Consider the following 23,614-nt stretch of genomic DNA (forward strand, 5'->3'; position numbering starts at 1 on the left):
ACACTCCCCGGTACGACCGAAATGCCCCGTTACTCGATCCCAGAAACCGGATCTCGATCACAGCTTGTCCACATCGGACGATAGGTCAGCTCAACCGTGACCACCTCGTTACCACACCGGTGTGTCGGTTCCGATAGGAGCAGCCGCGTTGAGCACCATCCGCATCCGGGTGCCTCCTCCCGGTCGCGCATGGGCGCTCACGTCGCCGCCCTGGGCCCTCGCGAGGCTGCGGACGATGTAGAGCCCGAGCCCCACGCCACCGAACCTCCTCCGGTCACCGCTGTCGACCTGGACGAACCTCTCGAAGATCCGTTCCCGGTCGGACGCGGCGATGCCGACGCCCTCGTCGTCGACGACCACGACCACCCTGTCGTCCTCCGGCCATGCCTGGACCCTGATCAACCCGCCCTTCGGTGAGTACTTGAAGGCGTTCTCCAGCAGCTGGCCGAGCACGATGTCGGTGGCCAGCGCGTCGCCCTTCACCCACGGCAGGCCGCCGGGGATTTCCACCTCGACCCGATGCGTGTCGGACAACTCGGGCAATCCTAGCGTTGCCGCATTAATCCGCTCAGCCAGGTCGAATGCCTCCACCCGTACCTTGAGCTCGTCGGCGCCGGCCCGCGAGCCGAGCAGCAGGTGGTCCATGAGCGTCCCCAGCGACCTGGCCCGCTCGGCGATCGTGTGGACGGCGGAGCGGCGCTCGGGATCGCTGAGCTTGTCCCAGCGGGCGTCGAGGGTGCTGGCGAAGCCCCGCACGATCGTGATGGGGGTGCGCAGCTCGTGGCTGGTCGTCGCCAGGAACAGGTCCTTGGCCTCCTCCAGCTCCTTGGCGCGCGTCACGTCGCGGAAGTCGACCACCATCTCGCCGGTCTCCTCCACGCGCGCGCTCACGACGTCGAGCCAGCGACCCGTGTCGAGCTGAAACGTCAGCTTCTCCCCCGGGCTGGGCAGGGGGAACGGCGGCGGGCCGCCGCGCACGTCGTCGACGGGCAGCCCGGTGAGCTCGGCCGCCGCGGGGTTCCACCGGATGACGCGGCCGGCCCCGTCGAGCACGGCGATGCCGTCGGCGCTGGCGTCGAACACCGCCTGCTCGTGGGCCCGCTGCCGCACCGCCTCCTGGTAGGCCATGGCGTTGCCCACCGCGATGCCGGCGTGCCCGGCCAGCAGCTCCAGCAGCTCCAGCTCCAGGTGGCCGGGCTTGCGCTGGGCGTACAGGGCGTAGAGGGCGCCGTACGGCCGCCCGCCCACGGCGGCCAGCCCCAGCGCGATCGTGTGCAGGCCGGTCAGCTCCGCCCACAGCAGTTCGTCGAGCCCGTGGGACTCCAGCAGGACGGTCTTGCCGGTGCGCAGCAGCTTGTCCACGAGGCTGGTGCGCAGCCCGGCCGTGGCGTCCTTGAGCGTCTCGGGCAGCCGGTGGGTGCTGACCACGCGCAGCCGTTCGCCCTCGATGAGCACGAAGCCACCCGCGTCGGCGCCCGTCAGCTCGGTCAGGCTGCCGGCGATCCGGTCGAGGACGGCGGGCAGCTCCAGCTCGGCGTTGATGTCGCCGACCACGTCGGTCAGCCGGCGTACCAGCCGGACCCGGCGCGCCATGCGCTCGCTCGCCGCCTCCTCGGCCGCCGCGCGGTGGTGGACGCACACGTATCCCACCACCGAGCTGCCCATCACCAGCGGCCCGATGTCGACCGTCACATCGAGCACGCTTCCGTCGCGGCGTAACCGCTTGGTGCGCAGCGTCACCTGGTCGCCGGTACGCGCGCGTTCGAGTACCGCGTTGTGCTCAGCCGTCAGCTCCCCCGGCACGATCGGCGCCCTGCGGCCCAGCATCTCCTCGGCGGTCCAGCCGAAGAGCCGCTCGGCGGCCGGGGTCCACACCAGCACGGTCTGGTCCCGGTCGAGCGCGATCAGCGCGTTGGGCGAGCCGGCGAGCACCGCGCGAGCGATCTCGTCGTCACTGCCGGCCCACTCGTCACCCACACCTCCATAGTGCCCGCGCTGCGCGGCCGCCGTCGGCCGATCCGTCCGATACGCTGCCGATCACGACCTACCAGGTGAGAAGAGGGTGAGCGGATGTCGAGCGGTGATCTCGATGCCCTGCTACGGGTGACCTCCGCCACCTACCGCGGGGAGACCCCGCCCGACGTCGCGTTCGGCACCTATGACGGCGCCGTGGGGCGACTGGTGCTGGCGGTGTCCGGCAAGGGGATCGTGGCGTGCAGCTTCGAGGACGAGCACGCGGTGTACGAGCGGGTGACGCGGCACGTGGGCTCGTTCATCGGGCCCGACCCCGGCCGGCTGGACCCGGTGCGCCGGGAGCTGGACGCGTACTTCTCGGGACGGCTGCGGGCCTTCACCACGCCGGTCGACCTGGCCATCGCCACGTCGTTCGCGCGCACGGTGCTGCAGAAGACCATGGCGGTCCCGTACGGCACGACGGCGACGCTCAGTGAGATCGGCGAGCACATCGGCCGGCCACGCGCGCTGCGGGCGGTCGGCAACGCGCTGATGGCCAACCCGGTGTGCGTCATCGTGCCGTGCCACCGGATCGTGCCCGGCGACGGCGCGCTCGGCGACTACGCCGGGGGCGTGAACGCCAAGCGCCACCTCCTCACCGTCGAGTCCCGCTCCTGATCACGAGCTGTCAGACGCGGTCGGCGTAGGTCCGGCGCCGGACCAGGCCGAGGGCGAGCGTGACCAGGGCGGCCACGAGCGCCGCGCCGAGCGCGCCGTTCATCCACGGCTGACGGGTGAAGCCGATCGCCTCGCGCACCCCCGCCCAGAGGCCGTCCCACGCCCCGACGGTCGGCGTCGAGGTGGTCAGCCAGTACGCGGCGAAGCCGAGCACCCAGGGCACCAGCATGGACCAGCGCGACGGCGCGTCCTCGTCGGTGTTCCACCGGGCGGAGCCGCCGAGCACGAAGTAGTCCACGGCGAGGACCGCGAACATCGGCACGAACACCGCGCCGATGATGCCGAGGAACGCCCCGTAGGAGTTCACGTCCACCACCAGCGCCACGGCCGTGGTGACCACGCCGATGGCGACGCTGAAGACGCGGCGGTCGACGCGGGGCATGAGGTTCTGCAGCGAGAGGGTGGTCGAGTAGACGTTCGCGAACGACTGGTCGGTCTCGCGCAGGACGAGCACGGCGAAGAACAACGCGCCGAGCGGCGCCGCGACGAACGTCCCGAACACCGCGGTGCCGTCCGCCTGGACCGCGGCCGCCCCGGCGATGGCCACCGCGTACACGCCGAGCCCCAGGCAGGCCACCTGGGCCAGCGTGTAGCCGCCGACGACGCCGGTGAACGCGGCGGCGCTCGACCTGGAGTGCCGGGCGAAGTCGGCGGCCATCGGCACCCACGAGACCGACAGCGCGATCACGTAGTCGACGGCCGGCGCGAACGCGTGCCACGAGCCGCCGGCCTGCGGCTGAGCCTGGCCGAGGAAGTCCACGGCGAACCAGGCCAGCGCGATGACCACGGCGACCGTGACGTACCGGCGCAGCAGCCGCACCGAGCCGAGCGGCCAGATCGACAGCGAGGTGGTGAGGACCCCGGCGACGATCACCCAGACCGCGTACGGCACCGCCGGACCGAAGATCGCGCTCGCGCCCATGGAGATCACCCAGAGCTCGAAGGCGCCCCAGCCGACCATCTGGATGATGTTGAGCACCGTCGGCACGTACGACAGCCGTGCCCCGAACAGCCCCCGGAGCAGCACCATCGAGGGCCGTCCGGTCTGCGTGCCGGGGATGGCGGCCAGGCCCACCATGGCGGTGCCGACGAGGCTGCCCACGACCGCGGCGGTGAGGGCCGCGGCCACGCTCAGGGGCGCGCCGCCCAGCGGGTCGAGCAGGAAGAGCGCGCCGGAGAAGCCCAGCAGGCTCACCCCGAGGTTGGCCCAGAGCGCGCCCTGGTCCAGCACCCCGAGCGTCTTCGGCGGGGCCTCGTCGAGAGTCAGCGGGACTTCGTTGACGGCATGCGTCATCACACACTCCCTACGCCGGCATTACCCGGACAGGTTCATGCGGTCGGCAGCAGCGGTAGCTGCCCTCTCAGCCCGGTGGCCCCGAGCTCCCGCGTCGGCTCATGCAGTTAGCGCCCTCATATTGCCTCATGAGAGGACATCTGGCCACAGTGAGCCGGATCTCAGATCGAGCCTGGCCGGCAACCGCCCGCGACCTGGGCGCCGTCGCCCTGCCCTGTCGCCCTCGCTGCGCTTAGTCGACCATCGGGCCGGAACCGAGCAGGGCGGAAACGTAGAGCGCGTCCGGTGACGCGTGCTCAAGCGCCGTCGAGAAATTCGGCGACGACGGGGTTGGCCACCGCTGGGCAGTCCTCGTGGACGTTGTGGCCGCATCCGGGCAGGACCCGGGAGGCGGCCCCGGGGATCCGCTTGGCCATCGCGGCGGCCTGCCACGGCTCGTCGAACCGGTCCTCGCCACCCCACAGCACCAGGGTGGCCGCGGTCACCTTGCCCATGAGGCGCTGGGTGACGGTGTAGTCGATGTTGCGCTGCGAGGCCCATAGAGCCTCGCGGTTGGCCGGCCGGCTCATCGGCGCCCAGTCCTCGGCGACGACCTCGTCGGTGACCCGTTCGGGATTCGCGAACGCCTTGCGCAGGACGCGGGCGGCGTCGCTCTTCCGCATGAGCTTGCCCATCACCTCGCCGACCACGGGGAACTCCAGGGGGCGCCAGTCCCAACCAGAGGGCACGTTCAGGCCGGTGGAGCCCATCAGCACCAGCCGGTCGACGCGCTCCGGATAGCGCTCGGCGAAGTACAGCGACCAACTGCCGCCCCAGGAGTGCCCGACCACGGAGGTGGTGCGCAGGCCCACGGCGTCCATGAAGGTTCCCAGGGCGCCGGCCATGGCGTCCAGGTCGTAGGAGAAGCCGTCCTTCTTGAGGGTGGTGTAGCCCTGACCGGGCAGGTCGACGGCATAGACGGTGTGGTCGGCGGCCAGGGCAGGGACGGTGTCCCGGTAGGAGTAAAGCCACTGCCCGCCGCCCGCGACCAGCACCACCGGCGAGCCATGGCCAGTCTTCGTGTAGTGGAAGCGGGCGAGGAGGGTGTCCGCGTAGCGGGAGTCGATCCGCGCCAGGTAGGGCGAGGCGTAGGCGGTCGCCGACGGCTGCCACGCGTAGGCGATGACCAGCGCCGAGACGCTCAGCACGGCGAGCAGGCCGCCCAGGGCCGCCAGGGCGCGGCGCAGCCACCGGCGCTCGGTCCCTGGGTGGACGTCGGGACCGGGCCCGGATGCGGGTGCAGCGGTGGTCGCCACGTTCATCAGCTCCTACAATCGTAGAAATTTCTTCAACGGTTATAGATCTGGCTCCTACGGATGTCAAACCTCTGGGCATACTGGGGTGCATGACCACTGGGAAGACCGAAACAGGCGGGCGGGGCGGCCGCACCGACACCCGCACGCTGCTGCTGGACACCGCCATGGCGGTCATCGCCGAGCACGGGCTGCGGGGTCTGACCCACCGTGCGCTGCAGGAGGCCGCCGGCGTCAAGCACGGCTCAGTGACGTACTACTTCAAAACCTGGGATCTGCTGGTCCTGGCCGTGGTCGACCGCATGGTCGAGATCGAAAAGGATCGGTCCGCGCCGGTGGTCCACGACCTGGTGCGATCCCTGGCCGTCCGGCCGCAGGGCCAGGATGCCGAGCCGGACTACGACCGGATCGCCGCCCTGCTGCAGCAGTGGTGGACTGCGAGCCGGGGCCTGCTGCTGGCCCGCTTCGAACTCGACCTGGCCGGGGCCAGGGAGCCCGCGGTGAGAGAGGCGATGGCGCGGTGCGGCGCGGAGTTCCGGCGGGCCGCCGAACTGATCACCCTGGCTGCCGGATCGCCCGAACCCGAACTCGATGCCCAGGTCCTGGTCAAGCTCATCGACGGCCTGATGCTCGACTTCGTCACCCGCCCTCCGCAGGACCGGCGCCATCTCGCGCTCGGCCTGCGGCACGCGGTGGAGGCGATTCGGCAGAACCGCACGCCCTGATCCCCGGCCACCCGCCTCACCATCCGTCGGCCACCCGCCACCGTCCGCTCTGGAGTCGTCGTGGACGAGGGCCCGAAGGTCCGCACCGGCCCCTCGGCGACGCTCCTGCCCGCATGGAGCACCTCCTCTGGAGTCGCTTCGCTCCGATCCCCCGCCGCCGCAGCGTTCCTGTCCGTCCTCGGTATCCCGGCAGCGGAATAGGCAGGGACGCCGGACTCGTGACGTCAGGCGTCCGGAGCGTAGGCGTACGGAGTCGTGGTGCCCAGCGGCTCGAACCCGAGGCGCAGCAGGATGGGGCGGCTCTCGTCGGAGGCGTCCACGTGGAGGTAGCGGTAGCCCCGCTCGACGGCCACCCGCGCCCGGTGGGCCAGCAGCGCCCGGTACACGCCGCGCCCGCGCCACCCGACCACCGTGCCGCCGCCGAAGAGCCCGGCGAACTCGGTGTCCGGGTCCAGGTCCACCCGCGCCCCGCTGATCGGCCGGTCACCGGCCATCGCGACGACCGCGGCCATCGACTCGGGCCGCTCGGCCAGCCGGCGGAGCAACTGGTCGCGCAGTCCCGGCGCCGGCATGCCGAACGCCTGCTCGTGCGCCTCCATGAGCAGCTCGATCCCCTCCGGGTCCTCCGCCGGGCGCAGGACGACGCCTTCGGGCAGCCGCGGCTCGGCGGCTATGGCGGCGGCCTCCGCGGCCAGCAGCGTCTCCTCAGGGTCTGCCGCGAAGCCCGCGGCCGACAGCCGCTCCGCCAGGTCGGCGGGGCGGTCGTGGGAGTACAGCTTCCACTCGAACGAGCGCTTCAGCGCGGTGAAGTACGCCACCTGCGCCGCGATCTCGGGGTCGGCCGTGTCCTCGTCGAGGTCCGACCACAGGATGCCGTTCCAGCCGCCCTCGGCCGCCTTGCGCACCACGCGGCCCGCCCGCTCGCCCTGGCTGATTCGCACCTGGCGGTCGTAGGCCGCCAGCATCTCATCACGATTCACCGGCACAGCCCACCAGCACGGACGCGCGCGGGGCAACCGGATTAAGGGACCGGCTCAGGCCACGAACGGCGGCTGACCGGTCTCGCTGACCATCGGACGGCTCGCGCCCTCCCACGACTGCATGCCGCCGCCGACGTTGACCGCCTCGCGCCCCAGGTGGTTCAGCCAGGCCGCCACCTGGTAGGACCGGCCGCCGACCCGGCAGACGACGTAGACCTTGCCGCCGGCGGGGACCTCGTCGACGCGCCCCTGGATCTCGCTCATCGGGATGTGCACGGCCTCGGGGGCGTGGCCCGCCACCCACTCCTCACGCTCGCGCACGTCCAGCAGGAAAGCGTCGTCGGGTACGTCACGTGCCTCTACCTCGGGAACCGTCATGCGTCCATCATCTCGCGCCTTCGGTCGTAGGCCGCACGGGCCTCGGCGATCTCCCGCTGGTGCCGCTCGGTCCAGGTGACCAGCGACTTGATCGTCTCGTGCAGGGTGCGGCCGAGCGGCGTGAGCGCGTAGTCGACGCGGGGCGGCACGACGGGATGGACGGTCCTGGTCACCAGGCCGTCGCGCTCCAGGTGGCGCAGGGTCACGCTGAGCATGCGCTGGCTGACCCCGTCGATCTCGCGGCGCAGCTCGCTGAAGCGCAGGCTCCGGCTGTCGAGCAGGGCGATGACGAGCAGCGACCACTTGTCGGCGACGCGGTCCAGGATCTGCCGGACCTCGCAGTCCTCGCGGGTGTCCCACTGCCGGACGTCGTAGTCGTCGGTGATGTCACAGGAGGCGTGGTCGTCCATGGCATCCATGCTGTCGCAGGCTCCGTACGGTTACAAGAGATAACCGACCCTACTTGAGCAGGCGCGACAGGCGCCGGTCGGCGAGCGGCTTGCCGCCGGTCTGGCAGGTCGGGCAGTACTGGAGCGAGGAGTCGGCGAAGGAGACCTCGCGGATGGTGTCGCCGCAGACGTCGCACGGCTGACCGGCGCGGTTGTGGACGCGCAGGCCGGACTTCTTCTCCGCCTTGAGGTCCTTGGCGGCCAGCCCATGGGCCCGCTCCATGGCCTCGCGCAGCGTCGTGACGATGGCCTCGTGCAGGTCCGCGATCTGCGCGTCGGTCAGCGAGGAAGCGATCTTGAACGGGGACATCCGGGCCGCGTGGAGCACCTCGTCGGAGTAGGCGTTGCCGATGCCCGCGACGACCTTCTGGTCGCGCAGCAGGCCCTTGATCTGCGTGCGGTTGCCGCCCACGATCTTCTTCAGCGTCTCGACCGTGAACGACTCCGCCAGCGGGTCCGGGCCCAGCGCGGCCACGCCGGGCACCTCGGCCGGGTCCCTCGTGACGTACATGGCCAGGCGCTTCTGCGTGCCGGCCTCCGTCAGCTCGAACCCCGGCGCCAGGCCCTCGTCGTCGGGCGCGAACCGCACCCTCGCCGCGAGCGGGCCCTTGCCGGGACGGACCGGCTTGGCGCCCGACAGGTCGTCGCGCCAGCGCAGCCAGCCGGCCCGGGCCAGGTGGATGACGAGGTGGAGCCCGTCGCAGTCGAGGTCGAGGAACTTGCCGTGCCGCGACACCCCGGTCACGGTCAGCCCGCCCAGCGCGGTCACCGGCGGGTCGAAGGTCTTGAGCGCCTGGATCGCCACCACGTCCACGGCCAGCACGGTCCGGCCGACCGCCCGCTCACGCAGGAATCCGGCCAGGGACTCGACTTCGGGAAGTTCCGGCATGCCACCAGAGTACGGTCACTCACCGACAGCTTCCCGGACGCTCGCGGACGCCGCTCCACGCGTCAGGACACGTCCCAGAAGGCCAGCTCATGGGCCATGCCCTCGCGGAAGAGCCGCTCCGCCCGCACCGGGTCGGGAGCCGCCTCGTCGATCATCACGGCGATCCGGGCGGCCAGCGCGGCGAACCCCGGGTCGGCGTAGGTGCCCACCCACGCCCGGTAGCGCGGCTCCGCCGGCGGGTCCTGCGCCAGGATCCGGCCCAGCGTCGAATATCCCCACATGCACGGGTACAGCGCCGCCAGCCCGTCGGCGTACGTGGCCGCCGACTCCAGCAGGAAGGCCGTGTACGCGGCGCACGCCGGCCCCTTCACGGCTCCCTCCAGATCGGCGCCGAACTCGGCCGACATGGTTCGGTGCAGGCTCAGCTCGTCATGGAAGGTGGCGTGCGCCAGGTCCACCAGATCCCCCAGGTGGCCGTCCGGCGCCTGCCAGGCCAGCCGGGCGAAGACCCGCACGTAGTCGAGCAGGAACAGGTAGTCCTGCTCCAGCCAGGACCGGAACACCGCCTCTGGCAGGTCGCCGCGCGCTATCCCGGCGACGGTGGGGTGCGCGAGCTGGGCGTCGAGCAGGGGGCGGCCGGCGGCGTGCAACTTCTCGGAGATGGACATGAGCGCACGTTAGTGTCGAGGGCATGACTGTGACGATCGCCGAGGAACTCCTCCTGCTCGCCTACAGCGAGGACGAGGGCAAGCAGCTTGTCGGCTCCGCCCAGCTCGACCCCGCGTTGAGCGGAGCCCTCCTGGCCGAGCTGGCCGTCAACGGCCGGATCGAGCTGTCGGACAAGACCGTGACCGTCAAGGACCCCACTCCCCTCGGCGACGAGGAGCTGGACGCGGCCCTGGCCCGCATCGCGGCGGAGGGCAAGGAGCGCAAGCCCGTCTGGTGGGTGCAGAGGCTCATGGCCGGCAAGCCCCGCCCGCGGTTGCTGACCCGGCTCGCCGAGACCGGCGTGCTGACCGAGCAGCGCGGCAAGGTCCTGGGGATCTTCCCGACGACGCGCTGGCCGGAGGCCGACGGCTCCGTCGAGGCGAACGTCAGGGAGCGGGTCGCGAGCGCGCTGGGCGGCGCCGACCCCGACCCGCGCACCGCGGTGCTCATCGCGCTGCTGCACGCCGCCAAGATCGACCGCAAGGCGTTCCCGGGCGCGAGCAAGGAGCGCGTCAAGGAGATCGCCGAGGGCGCGTGGACGGCCGACGCCGTGGCCAAGACCATCGCGGCGATCAACGCGGCCATGATGGCCGCGGTCACGTCGGCCGCCATCGCGGCCTCGACCAGCGCCGCCACCAGCTGAGCGCCCCCGGTCCCGCCCTCGCGGGACGGGACCGGGGCGGCCGGTCAGCCGGCGTCCAGGATCTCCTGCGGGACCGGCCTGTCGTTCTTGAGCGCGTCGAACAGCGCCAGTGCGCGGGTCCGGTCCCACTTGATCGCCGAGCCGCCGCCCGCGATCTCGTTGCCGCCGAACGGCACCACGGTCGTCACCGGGCTGTCGCCCATCGCCAGCCCCAGCGAGAGCATGTCGAGCGCGCCCGTGGAGGAGTCGACCGTGACCGCGTCCGTGGCGCTCATGGCCAGCGGGATCGAGGTGAAGGGGTTGAGCAGGACACCGGGACCGGCGGCCTTCTTGACCACCGCGCCGAGGAACTGCCGCTGCCGCTTGGTCCGCTCGAAGTCGGGCAGCGCGCCGCCCTTGCGGGTGCGCACGTAGCCGAGGGCCTGGCTGCCGTTGAGCACCTGCTTGCCCTTCTTCAGCTTGAGCCCGGCCTTGGGGTCGTCCACGGCGGCCCGTACGTCGATCTCCACGCCGCCGATCGCGTCCACGATGCCCACGAACCCGGCGAACCCGATCTCCATGTAGTGGTCGACGTGCACGCCCGTGACGGTCTCGACGGTACGGGCCAGCAGCTTCGGGCCGCCGAACGCGTAGGCGGCGTTGAGCTTGTTGCGGCCCTTGCCGGGGATGGTGACGGCCGAGTCGCGGGGCAGGCTGACCAGCGTCGGCTTGTCGCTGCCCTCGGGGATGTGCAGCAGCATCATCGAGTCGGTGCGCTGCCCGGCCGCGCGGCCGGTGGCGAGCTTGCGGCGCTGCGCCGCCGACAGGCCCTTGCGGCTGTCGGAGCCGACGAGCAGCCAGTTGGTGCCGGGGGTGTCGGCCGGGCGGCCCTCGTAGTCGTCGAGGACCCCGTCGATGCCGGCCAGCCGGGAGTCGATCCAGAAGAACAGCCCCACCGCGACGACCAGCAGCAGGGCCACCACGGCCGCCACGATCTTCGCGATGGTGGACCACGACGGCAGCCGTCTCGGCGAGCGCGACCGCGAGGGACCGGAAGGGCCCGACGGGCCGCCGGGCCCCGGGGGCCCGTCCCGCCGTCCGAGCGGTCTGACGGGCGAGTCGCCCGAGCGCTGCCTGCCGTACACGCGGGCGGCCGACCGGGGAGCGTCGCCGGCGGGCGAGGCGGGCCCGGAGGCGTTGGGGAGCAGGTGCGTGGGCGCCGACTCCGGCCCCGGCGCGGAGGGCCGCTGGTGGGCGGGCGCGCCGCCGGACAGCGGGCCCCCGTCGTTCGCGGGGGGCTTGTCGTTCCTGGAAGGCAGTGGGCGGCCGTCGCCCGGCGAGCGCATGGCCCGCGTCCGGTCGTCCTCAGACACGTCCCCCTACTTCCTTCGGCTGCCATAAACGCTACGTCGTACCTGCACCAGTGAAGCCTCCCCGCCGGGCATTTGCCACGGAAAAGTACGCGGAACCAGGGCCCGTATCAAAGTCCACGGTGGCCGACTCGACTTGACGGGTGGGAGGTCGGCAACGGGTGAGGTCCCCGGTACGAGGGTTGATCGACCAAGATCAACCCTCGTACCGGAGACCTCGTCACCACCTTAGCGGGGACGCGGCGACCCGGCCTGACCGATGCGCACCGGGCGGCGCCGGAACCTCTGCTGGGCGGGCCCGCCCCATCCGCGGGCATCACCAGGGTCGATCAGCTCTGGCGGCGGCTGCGGTAGGCGGCGGTCTTGGCGCGAGCCGTACATGCCGCGCTGCAGTAGCGGCGCGAGGCGTTGCGGGTCAGGTCGATGTAGACCGCGTCGCACTGGTGTGCCGCGCACTGTCCGAAGCGGTCGGATCCGTAGCCATCCACGATGAGGGCCAGCGCCGTGGCGAACTCGCCACCCAGAGCCTCCACCTCGGTGCCGCCCGAACCGTGGAAGTGCAGGTGGAACGGCTGGCCGACATCCTCGACCAGGTACGGCTGCGCGCCGTACCTGCGGATCATGGCGTTGATGCGGGCGGCCTGGTCCGCCGGACGCTCGGCCAGCAGGACCTGCCGCAGCTCGATGGCCAGCTCGGCCAGGTGCCGCCCCGCGTCCGGCATCGCGCGCAGGGCCATGCCCGTGCGCTCGCCGAGCTGGGCGGCGAACGTCGTCGCGAGGTCCTCACCTGCCGGTGGCTGCACCGAGGCGCCGCCCCGCCGGCGCGCCGTGGCCAGGTTGACCAGCTCGGCGATCAGCGGGGCCTGCCGGGTCATGTTACAGGCTATTTCCACTTGACCGGTAACACCTCTCCGTGTGTCATAGGCATAATCCAATTAGATGGTAACGGAGTCACCCATGCTCGCGCCCTATCGCCGCCTGCTCGCCCATCCCGGCGTTCCCCACCTGCTGGTCGCCGGGCTCATCGTCAAACTGGGCACGCCCGTGCTCAGCCTCGCCCTGCTGCTGTCCGCCGTCGACCGGCTCGGCTCCTACGCCACCGCCGGGCTCGTACTCACCGGCCATGCGTTGGCCCTGGCCCTGTGCGCGCCGCTCGGCGGGCGCATCGCCGACCGGTACGGCCCGCGCCCGGCCCTGACCGGCTACCTGGCCGCCCACGCCCTCGCCTACGCTCTCCTCCTGCTCGCCCCACCCGTCCTGATGATCGGCGCCGCAGCACTGCTCGGCGCCACCACCCCGCCCGCCGGATCAGTCATCAGAGGCGCCTGGCCACGCCTCGTCCCCGCCGCCTCACTGCCCGCCGCCTACGCGGTCGACAACGCCGTCAACGAGGTGACGTTCATCGTCGGCCCCCTGCTCGTGCCGGTCCTGACCCTGGCCGTCCCGGCCCACGGCGTGGTGGCCGCCGCCGGCGCCGCCGTCCTGCTGGGCACCGCGCTGCTCCTGGCCTCCCCTGCGGTACGGCAGGCGGCCCCCACCCCGCCCGGCAGGCTCAGCCTGGCCGGGCCGCTCACCCACCGGCCCACCCTCCTGCTGCTGACCATCGCCGCCTTCGGCACCTTCACCTTCGGGTGCCTGCGCATCGCCACGGTCGCCTCGGCCACCACCTTCGCCTCGGCCTCCTCCGCCGGCGTCCTGATGGGCCTGCTGTCGGCCGGCGCTCTCCTGGGCACCCTCGGGTACGGCGCGCGGGGCTGGCCCGTCACCGGCGGGCGCCTGCTCGTCCCGCTCTCGCTCGCAGAGGCCGTCATCCTGCTCGGCGGAGGCTGGGTACCCGGCTTCGTGACGCTCGCCGTACTGATCACTCTGGTCGGGCTGGTGACCGGGCCGCGCGACGCCGTCGTGCCCACCCTGCTCGCCGACCACGCCCCCGCCCGCCACCGCACCGAGGTCTTCGCCTGGCTCAGCACCTTCACCTGGGCCGGCTACGGTCTGGGCACCGCCGTCGCCGGCCGGCTCACCGGCCCCCACGACACCGGCGCCACCGCCTTCGGCGTGGCCGCCGCCGCAGCCGTGGCATGCGCGATCCTGGCAGCCGTCGCCAACCGGATCTCCTCGCCCCTGCTGACGCCCGCGCGGGAAACCCTCGGGAAACATAGTGGAGAGTCGGATCGTTACGGTTATGGACGACCTCTATCGAAGGGAAGATCGTGTCCGCTCCGGACCCTTGGAGTAGCAGCCCGTGCGGGTGCACGGGTTCCTCTGAGAGCTCACCATGGTGAGCGCTTATCTGGGCCTGCTGGCCCTTCTCCTTCTCACCGCGGCGACCGGGTACTTCGTCGCCCAGGAGTTCGCCTTCGTGGCGGCCGACCGGAGCGTCCTGCGCGAGCAGGCCGCGGCCGGTGACAAGGCCGCGGACAAGGCCCTCCAGGTGACCTCCCGCCTCTCCTTCATGCTCTCCGGCGCCCAGCTCGGGATCACGGTCACGGCGCTGCTGGTCGGCTTCCTGGCCGAGCCGGCGATCGCCACGCTCGTACGGCCCTGGCTGGACGGCCACGGGCTGCCCGACGCGGCCGTCACCGGGCTGTCGGTGGCGGCCGGCGTGGTCGCCGCGACCATCGTGCAGATGGTCCTCGGCGAGCTCGCGCCCAAGAACCTCGGCATCGCGCGGCCGGAGCCCGTGGCCAAGTTCCTGGCCGGCTCGACGCTCACCTACCTCGCCGTGGTCGGCCCGGTGGTCCGCCTGTTCGACTCGGCCGCCACCGGCGTGCTGCGGCGCGTCGGCATCGAGCCGGTCGAGGAGGTGGAGCACGGCGCGACGCCGGAGGAGCTGTCGCGGATCATCGCCGAGTCGACGCGGGCCGGCGAGCTGCCGCCGCGGCTGTCGGAGCTGCTGGAGCGGGCCCTGGAGTTCGGCGACCGCATCGCCGAGGAGATCATGGTGCCGCGCCCGCGGGTGGTCGCGCTGCGCGACTCACAGCCGCTCTCCGACCTCGTGCAGGTCATGCGCGACCGCGGCCACTCCCGCTACCCGGTGCTGGGCGCCGACGGCGACGTGGCCGGCGTGACGGGCGTGCGCGAGCTGCTGGCCTCCGGTCTCGACATCGGGGCGGACGGCACGGCAGGGGGCGGGACGGTCGGCGACATCACCAGACCGGCCCGCCTGGTGCCCGACTCGCTGCCGCTGCCGGGCGTGATCGAGCAGATGCGGGCCGGCAAGGACGACATCGTCTGCGTCATCGACGAGTACGGCGGCCTGGCCGGCGTCATCACCATCGAGGACCTGGCCGAGGAGCTGGTCGGCGAGCTGGTCGACGAGAACGACCCCGAGCCGGCCGGCGCCGTGGAGCGCCCGGACGGCGGCTGGGACGTGCCCGGCAGCCTGCGGCTCGACGAGGTCGAGCGGGCCACCGGCGTGGCCCTGCCGGAGAGCGACGACTACGACACCCTCGCCGGTCTCATCCTGGCCAGGCTGGGCCGCATGGCCGAGGCGGGCGACCAGGTGGTCGTGCCCCTCACCGCCGAGCCCGACCTGTTCGCCGAGGACGACGGCCAGGAGCGGCTCGCCGAGCTCACCGTCGTCGCGCTCGACCGCCGGGTGCCCGGACTGGTACGCCTGTCGCCGGTGCTGCAGACGGAGGCCGCCCGATGACGATGATCCTGCTCAGCCTCGTGCTGCTGGCGCTGAACGCGGTCTTCGTGGCCGCGGAGTTCGCCTTCGTCTCCGCGCGGCGCCACCGCCTGGAGGAGGCGGCGAGCGGCGGCAACCGGCTGGTCCGCTTCGCCGCCAGGTCGGCGGTGGGCGGCGGACGCCAGCTGTCGATGATGCTGGCCGGGGCGCAGCTCGGCATCACGCTCTGCACGCTCGGCCTCGGCCAGGTCACCGAGCCCGCGATCGAGCACTTCCTGGAGCCGGTCTTCGCGGCCCTCGGCGTGCCCGAGTCGCTGCGGATGCCGATCGCGCTGACCATCGCGCTGGCGCTGGTCACGTTCCTGCACATGGTGATCGGCGAGATGGCGCCCAAGTCATGGGCGCTGACCGCGCCCGAGCGGGCCGCCATGCTGCTGACGCTGCCCTTCCGCGCGTTCGTGACCGTGACGCGCCCGCTGCTGTCGACGCTGAACGGCCTGACGAACCTGATACTGCGCGCCTTCGGCGTGCGGCCCCGCGACGAGCTGGCGACCACCCGCACCCCGCGGCAGCTCGCCATGCTGGTGGGCGAGTCCGGCCGGATGGGACTGCTCGACCGGGAGGAGCACGACCTGCTCACCCGGGCGCTGCGGCTCCAGGCCGAGGGCATCGAGCGGCTCATGGTGCCCATCGGCCGCGCCGTGACGGTGTCGCCGGAGGCCGGCGCGGAGGCCATCAGGCGGACCGCCCGCGACAGCGGCCACCTGCGGCTGCTGGTGGGCGTGCCCGGCGACATCAGGGGCGTCCTGCACGCGCGTGAGGCGCTGCTCCAGCCCGACGCCACGGCCGAAGGGCTGGCGCGGCCCGTGCCGCGGCTGGCGTGCGTCACGCAGGTCCCTGAGGCCGTGACGGCGCTCCAGGACGCCCGCGCGCACCTGGCGCTGGTCACGGACCAGGGCGGCGACGTCATCGGCATGGTGACGCTCACCGACCTGATCGGGGAGCTGCTGGACACCCGCGCCGCCCTGGCCGCCCCCGCCATGGCCGCCGTCTGAGAACGCCGCGGCCGGTCCGGAAACGGGCCGGCCCGGCACTCAGGCTGACTCCCGGGGACGGGCTCCGGCGCGCGCCTCACCCGGGCGCCCATGCTCCGCTGTGAGCGAAATCTCACCGTGAACCCGGCGAAAGCAGTCCGAAGGCGATCTGCAAGCGGCCCGCCCCACACTCATCGCCGGGGGAGCGCCAGCCGCAACCTCTCAGGTTCCTGGGAAAGAAAAAGCCCCGGCTCTTGCGAACCGGGGCTTGTCTTCGTCAGTGTGGTTCTGCCGATTTCATCGGCGAACCTGAGTGGGCGAGGAGGGATTTGAACCCTCACGTCCTTTCGGACACACGGACCTGAACCGTGCGCGTCTGCCGTTCCGCCACCCGCCCTTTGTTGGGTGCGGAGAAACAGTAGCACGGAACAGCCGCTGGTACTGAACCCGGATACGATCGCATAAGACACGGGAGCGGATGAGCTGGGCGCGACGGCTGACCAAGCGCCTGGACCGCCGTGACGTGGGACGAGCGGAGCCAGGCGCGCGAGCGCCTGGAGGCCGCGATCATATGCACGGAGGAAGGGAGGTACCCGGTGGGAGTCCTTCAGCGCTTCGAGCGAAGGCTCGAAGGCTTGGTTGAGGGGGCCTTTGCGCGGGCGTTCAAATCTGACCTTCAGCCGGTCGAGGTCGCCAGCGCGGTTCAGCGGGAGATGGACGAGCGTGCGGCGATCGTCGCACAGGGTCGCACACTCGTGCCCAACGACTTCGTGGTGGAGCTGTCCACGACCGACAGCGAGCGGCTTGAGGTCTACGCCGACAGCATCAGCCACGAGCTGGCCAACCTCGCCAGGGAGTACGCCAAGGAGCAGGGCTACTCCTTCGTGGGACCGGTCCGGGTGCGGTTCGAGACGGCGGCGGACCTCGCTGTGGGTCTGTTCCGCATCAGGTCGGGCGTCATCCGCGGCGCGACGGTGGAGCAGGACGAGATCCGCCAGCCGGCCAGCGACCTGCCCCCTTCCCGGCCCAACGCGTTCGGCGGGCGGCCCCGGCTGCTCGTCTCCACCCAGGACGACCCGCAGGGTGACCGCTCCTACGAGCTCACCACGCCGGTGACCCTGCTCGGCAGGGGCACCGACTGCGATCTCCGCCTGGTCGATCCCGGCGTCTCACGCCACCACGCGGAGCTGCGCGTGGAGGGCCCCCAGGTCTTCCTGGTCGACCTGGGTTCGACCAACGGCACTTTCGTCAACGGCCAGCCGGTACGCAGAGTCGAGCTCCAGAACGGCACGCGAGTGACGTTGGGGCGCACGACTCTGGTGTTCCGGCGCGATTAAGGGTAGACAAACGGTCCATGTCCGAGCTCACGCTGCTGCTGATCCGGCTCGCCTTCCTGGCGGTGCTGTGGTTTTTCGTCATTGCCGCAGTCGGCGTGATCCGGACTGACTTGTTCGGATCACGTACGGCTCCCTCGGGTCCGCGTAAGACCGCGAAACCCGCCAAACCGGTGGCCAAGCCGAAGAGCAAGAAGGGCGAGCCACGCCAGCTAGTCGTGACCGGTGGCCCCTTGCAGGGCACCACCATTAACCTCACGGAGACGCCCATCACCATCGGCCGGGCGAACGACGCCACGCTGGTAGTCACCGATGACTACGCATCCAGCCGGCATGCCCGGCTCTTCCCTCAGGACGGTCAGTGGATCGTGGAAGATCTTGGTTCGACCAACGGCACGTACCTCGACCGCTCAAAAGTCACCCGCCCGACCCCGGTGCCGCTCGGTGTTCCGATCCGCGTCGGCAAGACAGTCATTGAATTGCGCAAATGACCATCGCACTCCGCTACGCCGCCCGCTCGGACGTCGGCCTCCTCCGCGAAGGGAACGAGGACTCGGCGTACGCGAGCGGCCGCCTGCTGGCCGTCGCCGACGGCATGGGCGGGCACGCACACGGCGAGGTGGCGAGCTCCGTCGCCATCGCCGCAATGGCCTCCCTGGAGGAGGCCCAGCAGGGCGGTGACCTGCTCAACGCCATCGAGGCAGCAGTACGCGACGCCAACCGCAGACTGCACGAGATGGTGGGGCGGGACCCGAGCCTGAAGGGCATGGGCACCACGCTCACCGCCATGCTCTGGCACGGCACCCAGGTGGCCCTGGTGCACGTCGGCGACTCGCGCGCCTACCTGCTCAGACGCGGGGAGCTCTACCAGATCACCCACGACCACACGCTGGTGCAGCAGCTGGTCGACGACGGGCGCATCACCCCCGAGGAGGCGGCGACGCACCCGCAGCGCTCGATCCTGCTGCGGGCCCTCGACGGGAGCGGCGAGGTCGATCCCGACCTCACGCTGCGCGAGGCCCAGCTCGGCGATCGCTACCTGCTGTGCTCCGACGGGCTGTCGGGTGTGGTGAGCGCGGAGACGCTGCACGCCACGCTGACCAACATCGACGACCCCGAAGAGGTCGTCCGACAGCTCATCGACCTGGCCAACAGGGGCGGCGGGCCCGACAACATCACCTGCGTGCTGGCCGACGTGCTGGAGATCGCCGACGACCAGCAGGCGCCCGCCGAGGCCGCGGTGGTGGGCGCGGCCGGCATGGACCGGCTGAGACCCGGCCCGCAGGAGACCTCCCCGGGGCGATCGAGCGCGGTGACCGCGCCCCAGCCGGTGATCACTGACGACGAGTTCGACGAGCCGGGCGCGCAGGCGACCCGGCGGTCGGGCGGCCGTCGTCGCGTGTGGCCCGTGCTGGTCTCCGTGCTCGGCGTCGGGGCGGTGGTCGCCGGTGTCGGCGGCTACTTCGGCTGGCAGTGGACCCAGGACCAGTTCTTCGTCGGAGCAAGGGGCGGCGAAGTGGTCGTTTTCCAGGGCATCCAGCAGGAAGTGGGCCCGCTCCAGTTCTTCTCGGTGGCCAAGTACACCGGAAAGCCCGTGTCCCGGCTCTCCGCCCCCGACCAGGCGCTGATCGCGGACGGCATCGAGGTCGCCAGCGTCGACGAGGGCCTGAAGAAGATCAACGACCTGAGGTTCGCCGACGACCAGACCGGGTCGAAGGACAAGGCCGCAACCGACGCGAGCGCGTCCCCGTCCCCCGAAAGCGCCAAGGCGTCCCCCAGCGCCACGAAGGCATCTCCGAGCCCCACGAGGACGAAGCCCTAGATGAGCGAGATGGCCGCCTCCCCCGTTCCCATGCCCGCCAAGCGCCGAGGGGCGCAGCTTCTGATGCTGGCGCTGGCCGTCGGCATCGTCATGTTCGCCTACGCCAACGTGGGCCTGGCCATGGACGGCAAGGTCCCCGCGGGCATGCTGACGTACGGTCTCGGGCTCGGCGGCTTCATGCTGGCCGCCTACCTGGTGCTGGCCAAGTTCGCGCCGTGGGCCGACCCGCTGCTGCTGCCCCTGGTGACGCTGGTCAACGGCATCGGCCTGGTGATGATCTACCGGATCGAGGCTTCGAAGGCGATCGGCACGGGTGGGGCGTCCGCGACCAACCAGCTCATCATGACGGGCGTGGGCGTCGTGCTGTTCGCCATCACCCTGATCGTGCTGCGCGATCATCGCGCGCTGCAACGGCTGACCTACACCGCCGGCTTCGCCGGCCTGTTCCTGCTGGTCTCCCCCCTCATCCCGGGGCTGGGCAAGACCGTCAACGGCTCCCGCATCTGGATCGGATTCGGCCCCGCCACCATCCAGCCCGCCGAGCTGGCCAAGATCGCGCTCGTCGTCTTCTTCGCCGGCTACCTCGTGGCCAAGCGTGACGTGCTGGCCCTGGCCGGGCGGCGGTTGCTCTTCATCGACCTGCCCCGCGCCCGTGACCTCGGCCCGGTGCTCATCACCTGGGCGGTCAGCCTGGGCGTGCTCGTGCTGCAGAAGGACCTGGGCTCGTCGCTGCTGCTGTTCGGCACCTTCATCGCGATGCTGTACATCGCCACCCAGCGCACTTCCTGGGTGCTGATCGGCATCCTGCTCTTCGTCGGCGGCGCGTTCCTGGCCGGCCAGCTCTTCGACCACGTGCAGGCCCGCTTCGAGGTCTGGCTCGACCCGAGCAGGCAGGAGTTCTTCGACCGCGAGCTGGGCGGCAGCGCCCAGCTCATGCAGGGCCTGTTCGCGCTGGGCGCGGGCGGCATCCTCGGCACCGGCCTCGGCGAGGGCCACCCCTACCTGGTCCCGCTGTCGTTCTCCGACTTCATCTTCTCCGCCACCGGCGAGGAGCTGGGCCTGACCGGTCTGATGGCCCTGCTGATGGTCTACGCGCTGATCGTCGAGCGTGGCCTGCGCACCTCACTGGCCGCCCGTGACCCGTTCACCAAGCTGCTGGCCGGCGGCCTGGCGTTCCTGCTGGCCTGGCAGTTGTTCATCATCGTCGGCGGCGTGACCAACCTCATCCCGCTCACGGGCCTCGTCACCCCGTTCATGTCGCAGGGCGGCTCGGCCCTGCTGGCGAACTGGATCCTCATCGCCCTCCTGGTACGCACCTCCGACGCGGCGCGGAAGCCACCGCCGCAGGCGATCCAGAACGAAGGAATGACGCAGGTGTTCCAGCGATGAACAGCACCATCAAGCGCATCGCCGTGGCCTGCCTGGCCATGTTCGCGCTGCTCATGGTCAACGTGAACTACGTCCAGGCGATCAAGGCCGGCACGTACTCCGAGGACCAGCGCAACATCCGCAACTTCTACGAGCGCTACGCCGTGCAGCGCGGGCGGATCACGGCCGGTGGCAAGGAGATCCTCGCCCAGTCGGTCGAGACCGGCAGCAAGGAGTTCCGCTTCGTCCGGCAGTACACCGACGGCAAGCTGTACGCGCACGTCACGGGCTTCTTCTCGCCCGAGAGCGCGGACGCCATCGAGGCCACCGAGAACAAGCTGCTCGACGGCTCCAGCTCCGACCTGCTGCTGCGGCGCAGCATCGACCTGTTCACCGGTGAGCCCACCAAGGGCGCCAACGTCGACCTGACGATCAACCCGAAGGCGCAGAAGGCCGCGTACGACGCCCTGCGCGGGAGCGGCAAGCGGGGCGCCCTGGTGGCGCTCAACCCGAAGACCGGTGCGATCCTCGCGATGGTGTCGCTGCCCACCTACGACCCGGCCGAGCTGTCCGGCACCAACAAGAGCAAGGTGTTCGCCCGCTACGACGAGCTGGCCAAGGAGAAGGGCCAGCCGCTGCTCAACCGCGCCATCCGCCAGACCTACCCGCCCGGCTCCACGTTCAAGGTGGTCACCGCGGCCGCGTACCTGGAGGACGACTCCTCGCGCGGGCCGGACACCACCGTGGACGCGCCGCAGCGGCTGCCCCTGCCCGGCACCACCATCAGCCTGCCCAACTACGGCGGCGCCGCCTGCGGCGCCGGCAAGGTCCCGCTGGTCTTCGCGCTGGAGAAGTCCTGCAACACGCCGTTCGGATCCATCGGCATGGAGCTCGGCTACGACAAGATGAAGGAGCAGACCGAGAAGTTCGGCATGGGGGAGCAGCTCGGCGTCCCGATGTCGGTGACCCAGAGTGACTTCGGCAAGGAAGAGGACAAGGCGGCCCTGGCGATGGCCTCGATCGGGCAGCGCAGCAACCGGATGACGCCGCTGCAGATGGCCATGATCGCCGCGGGCATCGCCAACAACGGCACGGTCATGAAGCCGTACCTCGTGAACAAGATCACCGACAGCAAGGGCGACTCGATCGAGGACGCCGACCCGCAGGAGCTGAGCGAGGCGGTCAGCTCCGAGACGGCGGGCAAGCTGCGCGAGATGATGGTCAGCGTCGTCAACAACGGCACCGCCAACCTCGCGCAGATCCCAGGCGTCCAGGTGGCCGGCAAGACCGGCACGGCCGAGACCACCGACGGCCAGCCCCCGCACGCGTGGTTCATCTCGTTCGCCCCGGCCAACGACCCGCAGATCGCGATCGCGGTCATCGTCGAGTCGGGCGCCGCCAACGTGGGTGCCGAGGCGACGGGCGGCCACACCGCCGCGCCGATCGCCAAGCAGGTGATGGAGGCGGTGCTGAAGAATTGATCGACGGCAACGTGCCGGGTCATGCGGCTCGGTAACCGCTATCTCCTCCTCTCCCGCATCGCCATGGGCGGTATGGGGGAGGTCTGGCGTGCCCGCGACGAGCTGCTGGGCCGCGAGGTGGCGGTCAAGGTGCTGCGCAGCCACATCCACGGCGACCCCACGTTCCGCGCGCGGTTCCGCAACGAGGCGCGCATCACCGCGGCGCTGGCCGACCCCGGCATCGCGCAGGTCTTCGACTACGGCGAGCAGAACGACCTGGCCTACCTCGTGATGGAGCTGGTCCACGGCGAGCCGCTGTCGGCCATCCTGGCCCGCAACGGCGCGCTGGGCCCCGAAGTGGCGCTGGACGTGCTCCAGCAGACCGCCAAGGCGCTGCACACCGCCCACGCCGCCGGAGTCGTGCACCGCGACGTCAAGCCGGGCAACCTGCTGGTGACGCCCGACGGTCACATCAAGGTGACCGACTTCGGCATCGCCCGCGCGCTGGAGGCCGCGCCGGTGACGCAGACCGGCACCGTGCTCGGCACCGCGCAGTACGTCAGCCCGGAGCAGGCGCAGGGCCTGCCGCTCACGCCCGCCACCGACCTGTACTCCCTCGGCATCGTCGTCTACGAGTGCCTGGCGGGCCGCACCCCCTTCCGGGGCGAGAGCCAGGTGGCGATCGCGCTCCAGCATCTCAACGAGCAGCCGCCGCCGCTCGGCGTCGACGTGCCGGCCCCGGTGCGCGACCTGGTCATGGCGCTGCTGTCGAAGGACCCGGCGCGCCGGCCCGGCTCCGCGCGGGAGCTGGCCGACCGGGCGTACGTCCTGCGTGACTCGCTGGTGGGGCACGAGCCGAGCGTGGAGCTCAGCATGCTCACCGACCCCGACGGCTTCCGCGTCCACGAGCGGAGCGGCCCCGGGCAGACCGGGACGGGACCGACCCGGCCGGGGCAGGGCGGGCCGGGACAGGGCGGGCCGGGGCAGGGCGATGACCCGACCTACGACCTGATGGGCGGGGGCGTGCCGGCCACTGTGGCGCGGCGTCCGGCTCGGCGGCCCTCCCAGCGCAAGGGCACCGGCGCGCGGGCGCTGGCCGTCGTCGCCGCGGCCGGCTGCCTGGCCGCGGTCGGGTTCGGCGCCATGACGCTCGCCGAGCGCGACGCGCCCACGCGGCCGCCGGACGTCATGGAGCCGTCCGGCGCCGGCTCGGCCACGCCGACGCCGACGCACACCCGTACGGCCAAGGCCAAACGCACGCGGCGCCCGCCCGCGATTACGGCGAAGTCCAAACGGCCGGTACCCTCACGGTCGGCTACCGTTGACAAGTCGGCGACTCCTACCCAGAAGCCGACACCCCGACCCACCCCGACCACCCGTACCCCGACCCCCACACCGACTCCGAAGCCCACGACGACGCCGACAAGTCAGACACAGAGCGCTTCACCTGACCCGGCGGCGACAAACCCGCCGAAGGATGGGACGTGACGCGTCATGGGGTCGATGATGGACACCGGCGGCTCCGCGCAGACCGCGGTACCCAAGATGAACGGTAAGGGACAGTGCA

General features: G+C 71.4%; 22 protein-coding genes, 1 tRNA gene and 1 riboswitch. Of the genes, 12 read left to right on the forward strand and 11 right to left on the reverse strand.

Going from position 1 to position 23,614, the window contains the following annotated elements:
* Nucleotides 1–108: 108 nt before the first annotated feature.
* Entirely contained in the window at nucleotides 109–1,977 is a 1,869-nt protein-coding gene (locus tag MTP10_RS03990; RefSeq protein WP_310707613.1) for an ATP-binding protein, read from the reverse strand.
* Between the two features lie 93 nt (nucleotides 1,978–2,070).
* Between MTP10_RS03990 and MTP10_RS03995 the strand changes: the two genes are divergently transcribed.
* On the forward strand, nucleotides 2,071–2,631 hold the full coding sequence (locus MTP10_RS03995) for a methylated-DNA--[protein]-cysteine S-methyltransferase (RefSeq protein WP_310707614.1): 561 nt from the start codon (nucleotides 2,071–2,073) through the stop codon (nucleotides 2,629–2,631).
* 10 nt (nucleotides 2,632–2,641) lie between these two features.
* Here MTP10_RS03995 and MTP10_RS04000 read toward each other — a convergent pair whose 3' ends face one another.
* Nucleotides 2,642–3,985 carry a cytosine permease gene (locus MTP10_RS04000; protein ID WP_310707615.1) on the reverse strand — a complete coding sequence of 448 codons (1,344 nt, stop codon included), beginning with the start codon at nucleotides 3,983–3,985 and terminating at the stop codon, nucleotides 2,642–2,644.
* Nucleotides 3,976–4,088: riboswitch (TPP riboswitch) on the reverse strand. (Overlaps the previous gene by 10 nt.)
* A 193-nt stretch (nucleotides 4,089–4,281) precedes the next feature.
* Nucleotides 4,282–5,280 carry an alpha/beta hydrolase gene (locus MTP10_RS04005; protein ID WP_310707616.1) on the reverse strand — a complete coding sequence of 333 codons (999 nt, stop codon included), beginning with the start codon at nucleotides 5,278–5,280 and terminating at the stop codon, nucleotides 4,282–4,284.
* Between the two features lie 89 nt (nucleotides 5,281–5,369).
* Here MTP10_RS04005 and MTP10_RS04010 point away from each other — a divergent pair, with 89 nt between their 5' ends.
* Entirely contained in the window at nucleotides 5,370–6,002 is a 633-nt protein-coding gene (locus tag MTP10_RS04010; protein ID WP_310707617.1) for a TetR family transcriptional regulator, read from the forward strand.
* 224 nt (nucleotides 6,003–6,226) lie between these two features.
* On the opposite strand, the gene MTP10_RS04015 is transcribed toward MTP10_RS04010, so the two are convergent.
* From MTP10_RS04015 to MTP10_RS04035, 5 genes are all read right to left on the reverse strand, one after another.
* Complete coding sequence (locus MTP10_RS04015; RefSeq protein ID WP_310707618.1) at nucleotides 6,227–6,982, reverse strand: GNAT family N-acetyltransferase; 756 nt, start codon at nucleotides 6,980–6,982, stop codon at nucleotides 6,227–6,229.
* Between the two features lie 54 nt (nucleotides 6,983–7,036).
* Nucleotides 7,037–7,360 carry a rhodanese-like domain-containing protein gene (locus MTP10_RS04020; protein ID WP_310707619.1) on the reverse strand — a complete coding sequence of 108 codons (324 nt, stop codon included), beginning with the start codon at nucleotides 7,358–7,360 and terminating at the stop codon, nucleotides 7,037–7,039.
* Nucleotides 7,357–7,770: a helix-turn-helix domain-containing protein gene (locus tag MTP10_RS04025; protein ID WP_310707620.1), complete on the reverse strand. Its 414-nt coding sequence runs from the start codon at nucleotides 7,768–7,770 to the stop codon at nucleotides 7,357–7,359. The genes MTP10_RS04020 and MTP10_RS04025 overlap by 4 nt, the downstream gene beginning before the upstream one ends.
* A 49-nt stretch (nucleotides 7,771–7,819) precedes the next feature.
* Nucleotides 7,820–8,698 (reverse strand): DNA-formamidopyrimidine glycosylase family protein, encoded by an 879-nt coding sequence (locus tag MTP10_RS04030; RefSeq protein ID WP_310707621.1) that lies wholly within the window; start codon nucleotides 8,696–8,698, stop codon nucleotides 7,820–7,822.
* A 62-nt stretch (nucleotides 8,699–8,760) separates the two neighbouring features.
* Nucleotides 8,761–9,366 (reverse strand): transcriptional regulator, encoded by a 606-nt coding sequence (locus tag MTP10_RS04035; RefSeq protein WP_310707622.1) that lies wholly within the window; start codon nucleotides 9,364–9,366, stop codon nucleotides 8,761–8,763.
* Nucleotides 9,367–9,389: 23 nt separating this feature from the next.
* Here MTP10_RS04035 and MTP10_RS04040 point away from each other — a divergent pair, with 23 nt between their 5' ends.
* Nucleotides 9,390–10,049, forward strand: coding sequence for a GPP34 family phosphoprotein (locus tag MTP10_RS04040; protein WP_310707623.1), 660 nt, complete (start codon nucleotides 9,390–9,392; stop codon nucleotides 10,047–10,049).
* A gap of 44 nt (nucleotides 10,050–10,093) precedes the next feature.
* On the opposite strand, the gene MTP10_RS04045 is transcribed toward MTP10_RS04040, so the two are convergent.
* Nucleotides 10,094–11,401: an LCP family protein gene (locus MTP10_RS04045; protein WP_310707624.1), complete on the reverse strand. Its 1,308-nt coding sequence runs from the start codon at nucleotides 11,399–11,401 to the stop codon at nucleotides 10,094–10,096.
* 326 nt (nucleotides 11,402–11,727) lie between these two features.
* Nucleotides 11,728–12,273: a CGNR zinc finger domain-containing protein gene (locus MTP10_RS04050; RefSeq protein ID WP_310707625.1), complete on the reverse strand. Its 546-nt coding sequence runs from the start codon at nucleotides 12,271–12,273 to the stop codon at nucleotides 11,728–11,730.
* Between the two features lie 82 nt (nucleotides 12,274–12,355).
* Here MTP10_RS04050 and MTP10_RS04055 point away from each other — a divergent pair, with 82 nt between their 5' ends.
* Genes MTP10_RS04055 through MTP10_RS04065 form a run of 3 tightly spaced genes read left to right on the forward strand, consistent with a single transcriptional unit; the run spans nucleotide 12,356 to nucleotide 16,084 of the window.
* The gene (locus tag MTP10_RS04055) at nucleotides 12,356–13,804 is read left to right on the forward strand and encodes an MFS transporter (protein ID WP_310707626.1); all 1,449 of its coding nucleotides are present in this window, start codon (nucleotides 12,356–12,358) and stop codon (nucleotides 13,802–13,804) included.
* Nucleotides 13,698–15,050, forward strand: a complete 1,353-nt coding sequence (locus MTP10_RS04060) for a hemolysin family protein (RefSeq protein ID WP_310708153.1) — start codon at nucleotides 13,698–13,700, stop codon at nucleotides 15,048–15,050. Before MTP10_RS04055 ends, MTP10_RS04060 begins: the two co-directional genes overlap by 107 nt.
* Nucleotides 15,047–16,084: a hemolysin family protein gene (locus MTP10_RS04065; RefSeq protein ID WP_310707627.1), complete on the forward strand. Its 1,038-nt coding sequence runs from the start codon at nucleotides 15,047–15,049 to the stop codon at nucleotides 16,082–16,084. Before MTP10_RS04060 ends, MTP10_RS04065 begins: the two co-directional genes overlap by 4 nt.
* Nucleotides 16,085–16,377: 293 nt before the next feature.
* Here MTP10_RS04065 and MTP10_RS04070 read toward each other — a convergent pair.
* Nucleotides 16,378–16,460: transfer RNA gene (locus tag MTP10_RS04070), tRNA-Leu, on the reverse strand.
* Nucleotides 16,461–16,659: 199 nt separating this feature from the next.
* On the opposite strand from MTP10_RS04070, the gene MTP10_RS04075 reads away from it, so the two are divergent.
* The 6 genes from MTP10_RS04075 to MTP10_RS04100 are packed head-to-tail and all read left to right on the forward strand — an operon-like array spanning nucleotide 16,660 to nucleotide 23,535.
* Nucleotides 16,660–17,400: a DUF3662 and FHA domain-containing protein gene (locus MTP10_RS04075; protein ID WP_310707628.1), complete on the forward strand. Its 741-nt coding sequence runs from the start codon at nucleotides 16,660–16,662 to the stop codon at nucleotides 17,398–17,400.
* 17 nt (nucleotides 17,401–17,417) lie between these two features.
* Complete coding sequence (locus tag MTP10_RS04080) at nucleotides 17,418–17,888, forward strand: FHA domain-containing protein (protein WP_310707629.1); 471 nt, start codon at nucleotides 17,418–17,420, stop codon at nucleotides 17,886–17,888.
* The gene (locus MTP10_RS04085) at nucleotides 17,885–19,219 is read left to right on the forward strand and encodes a Stp1/IreP family PP2C-type Ser/Thr phosphatase (protein ID WP_310707630.1); all 1,335 of its coding nucleotides are present in this window, start codon (nucleotides 17,885–17,887) and stop codon (nucleotides 19,217–19,219) included. Before MTP10_RS04080 ends, MTP10_RS04085 begins: the two co-directional genes overlap by 4 nt.
* Nucleotides 19,220–20,608, forward strand: coding sequence for an FtsW/RodA/SpoVE family cell cycle protein (locus MTP10_RS04090; RefSeq protein ID WP_310707631.1), 1,389 nt, complete (start codon nucleotides 19,220–19,222; stop codon nucleotides 20,606–20,608).
* Nucleotides 20,605–22,068, forward strand: coding sequence for a penicillin-binding protein 2 (locus MTP10_RS04095; protein ID WP_310707632.1), 1,464 nt, complete (start codon nucleotides 20,605–20,607; stop codon nucleotides 22,066–22,068). The genes MTP10_RS04090 and MTP10_RS04095 overlap by 4 nt, the downstream gene beginning before the upstream one ends.
* Before the next feature lie 21 nt (nucleotides 22,069–22,089).
* Nucleotides 22,090–23,535, forward strand: coding sequence for a protein kinase domain-containing protein (locus MTP10_RS04100; protein WP_310707633.1), 1,446 nt, complete (start codon nucleotides 22,090–22,092; stop codon nucleotides 23,533–23,535).
* Nucleotides 23,536–23,614: the final 79 nt, after the last annotated feature.

Origin of the sequence: Nonomuraea sp. 3-1Str (assembly GCF_031570565.1) — a bacterium.
GTDB lineage: Bacteria > Actinomycetota > Actinomycetes > Streptosporangiales > Streptosporangiaceae > Nonomuraea.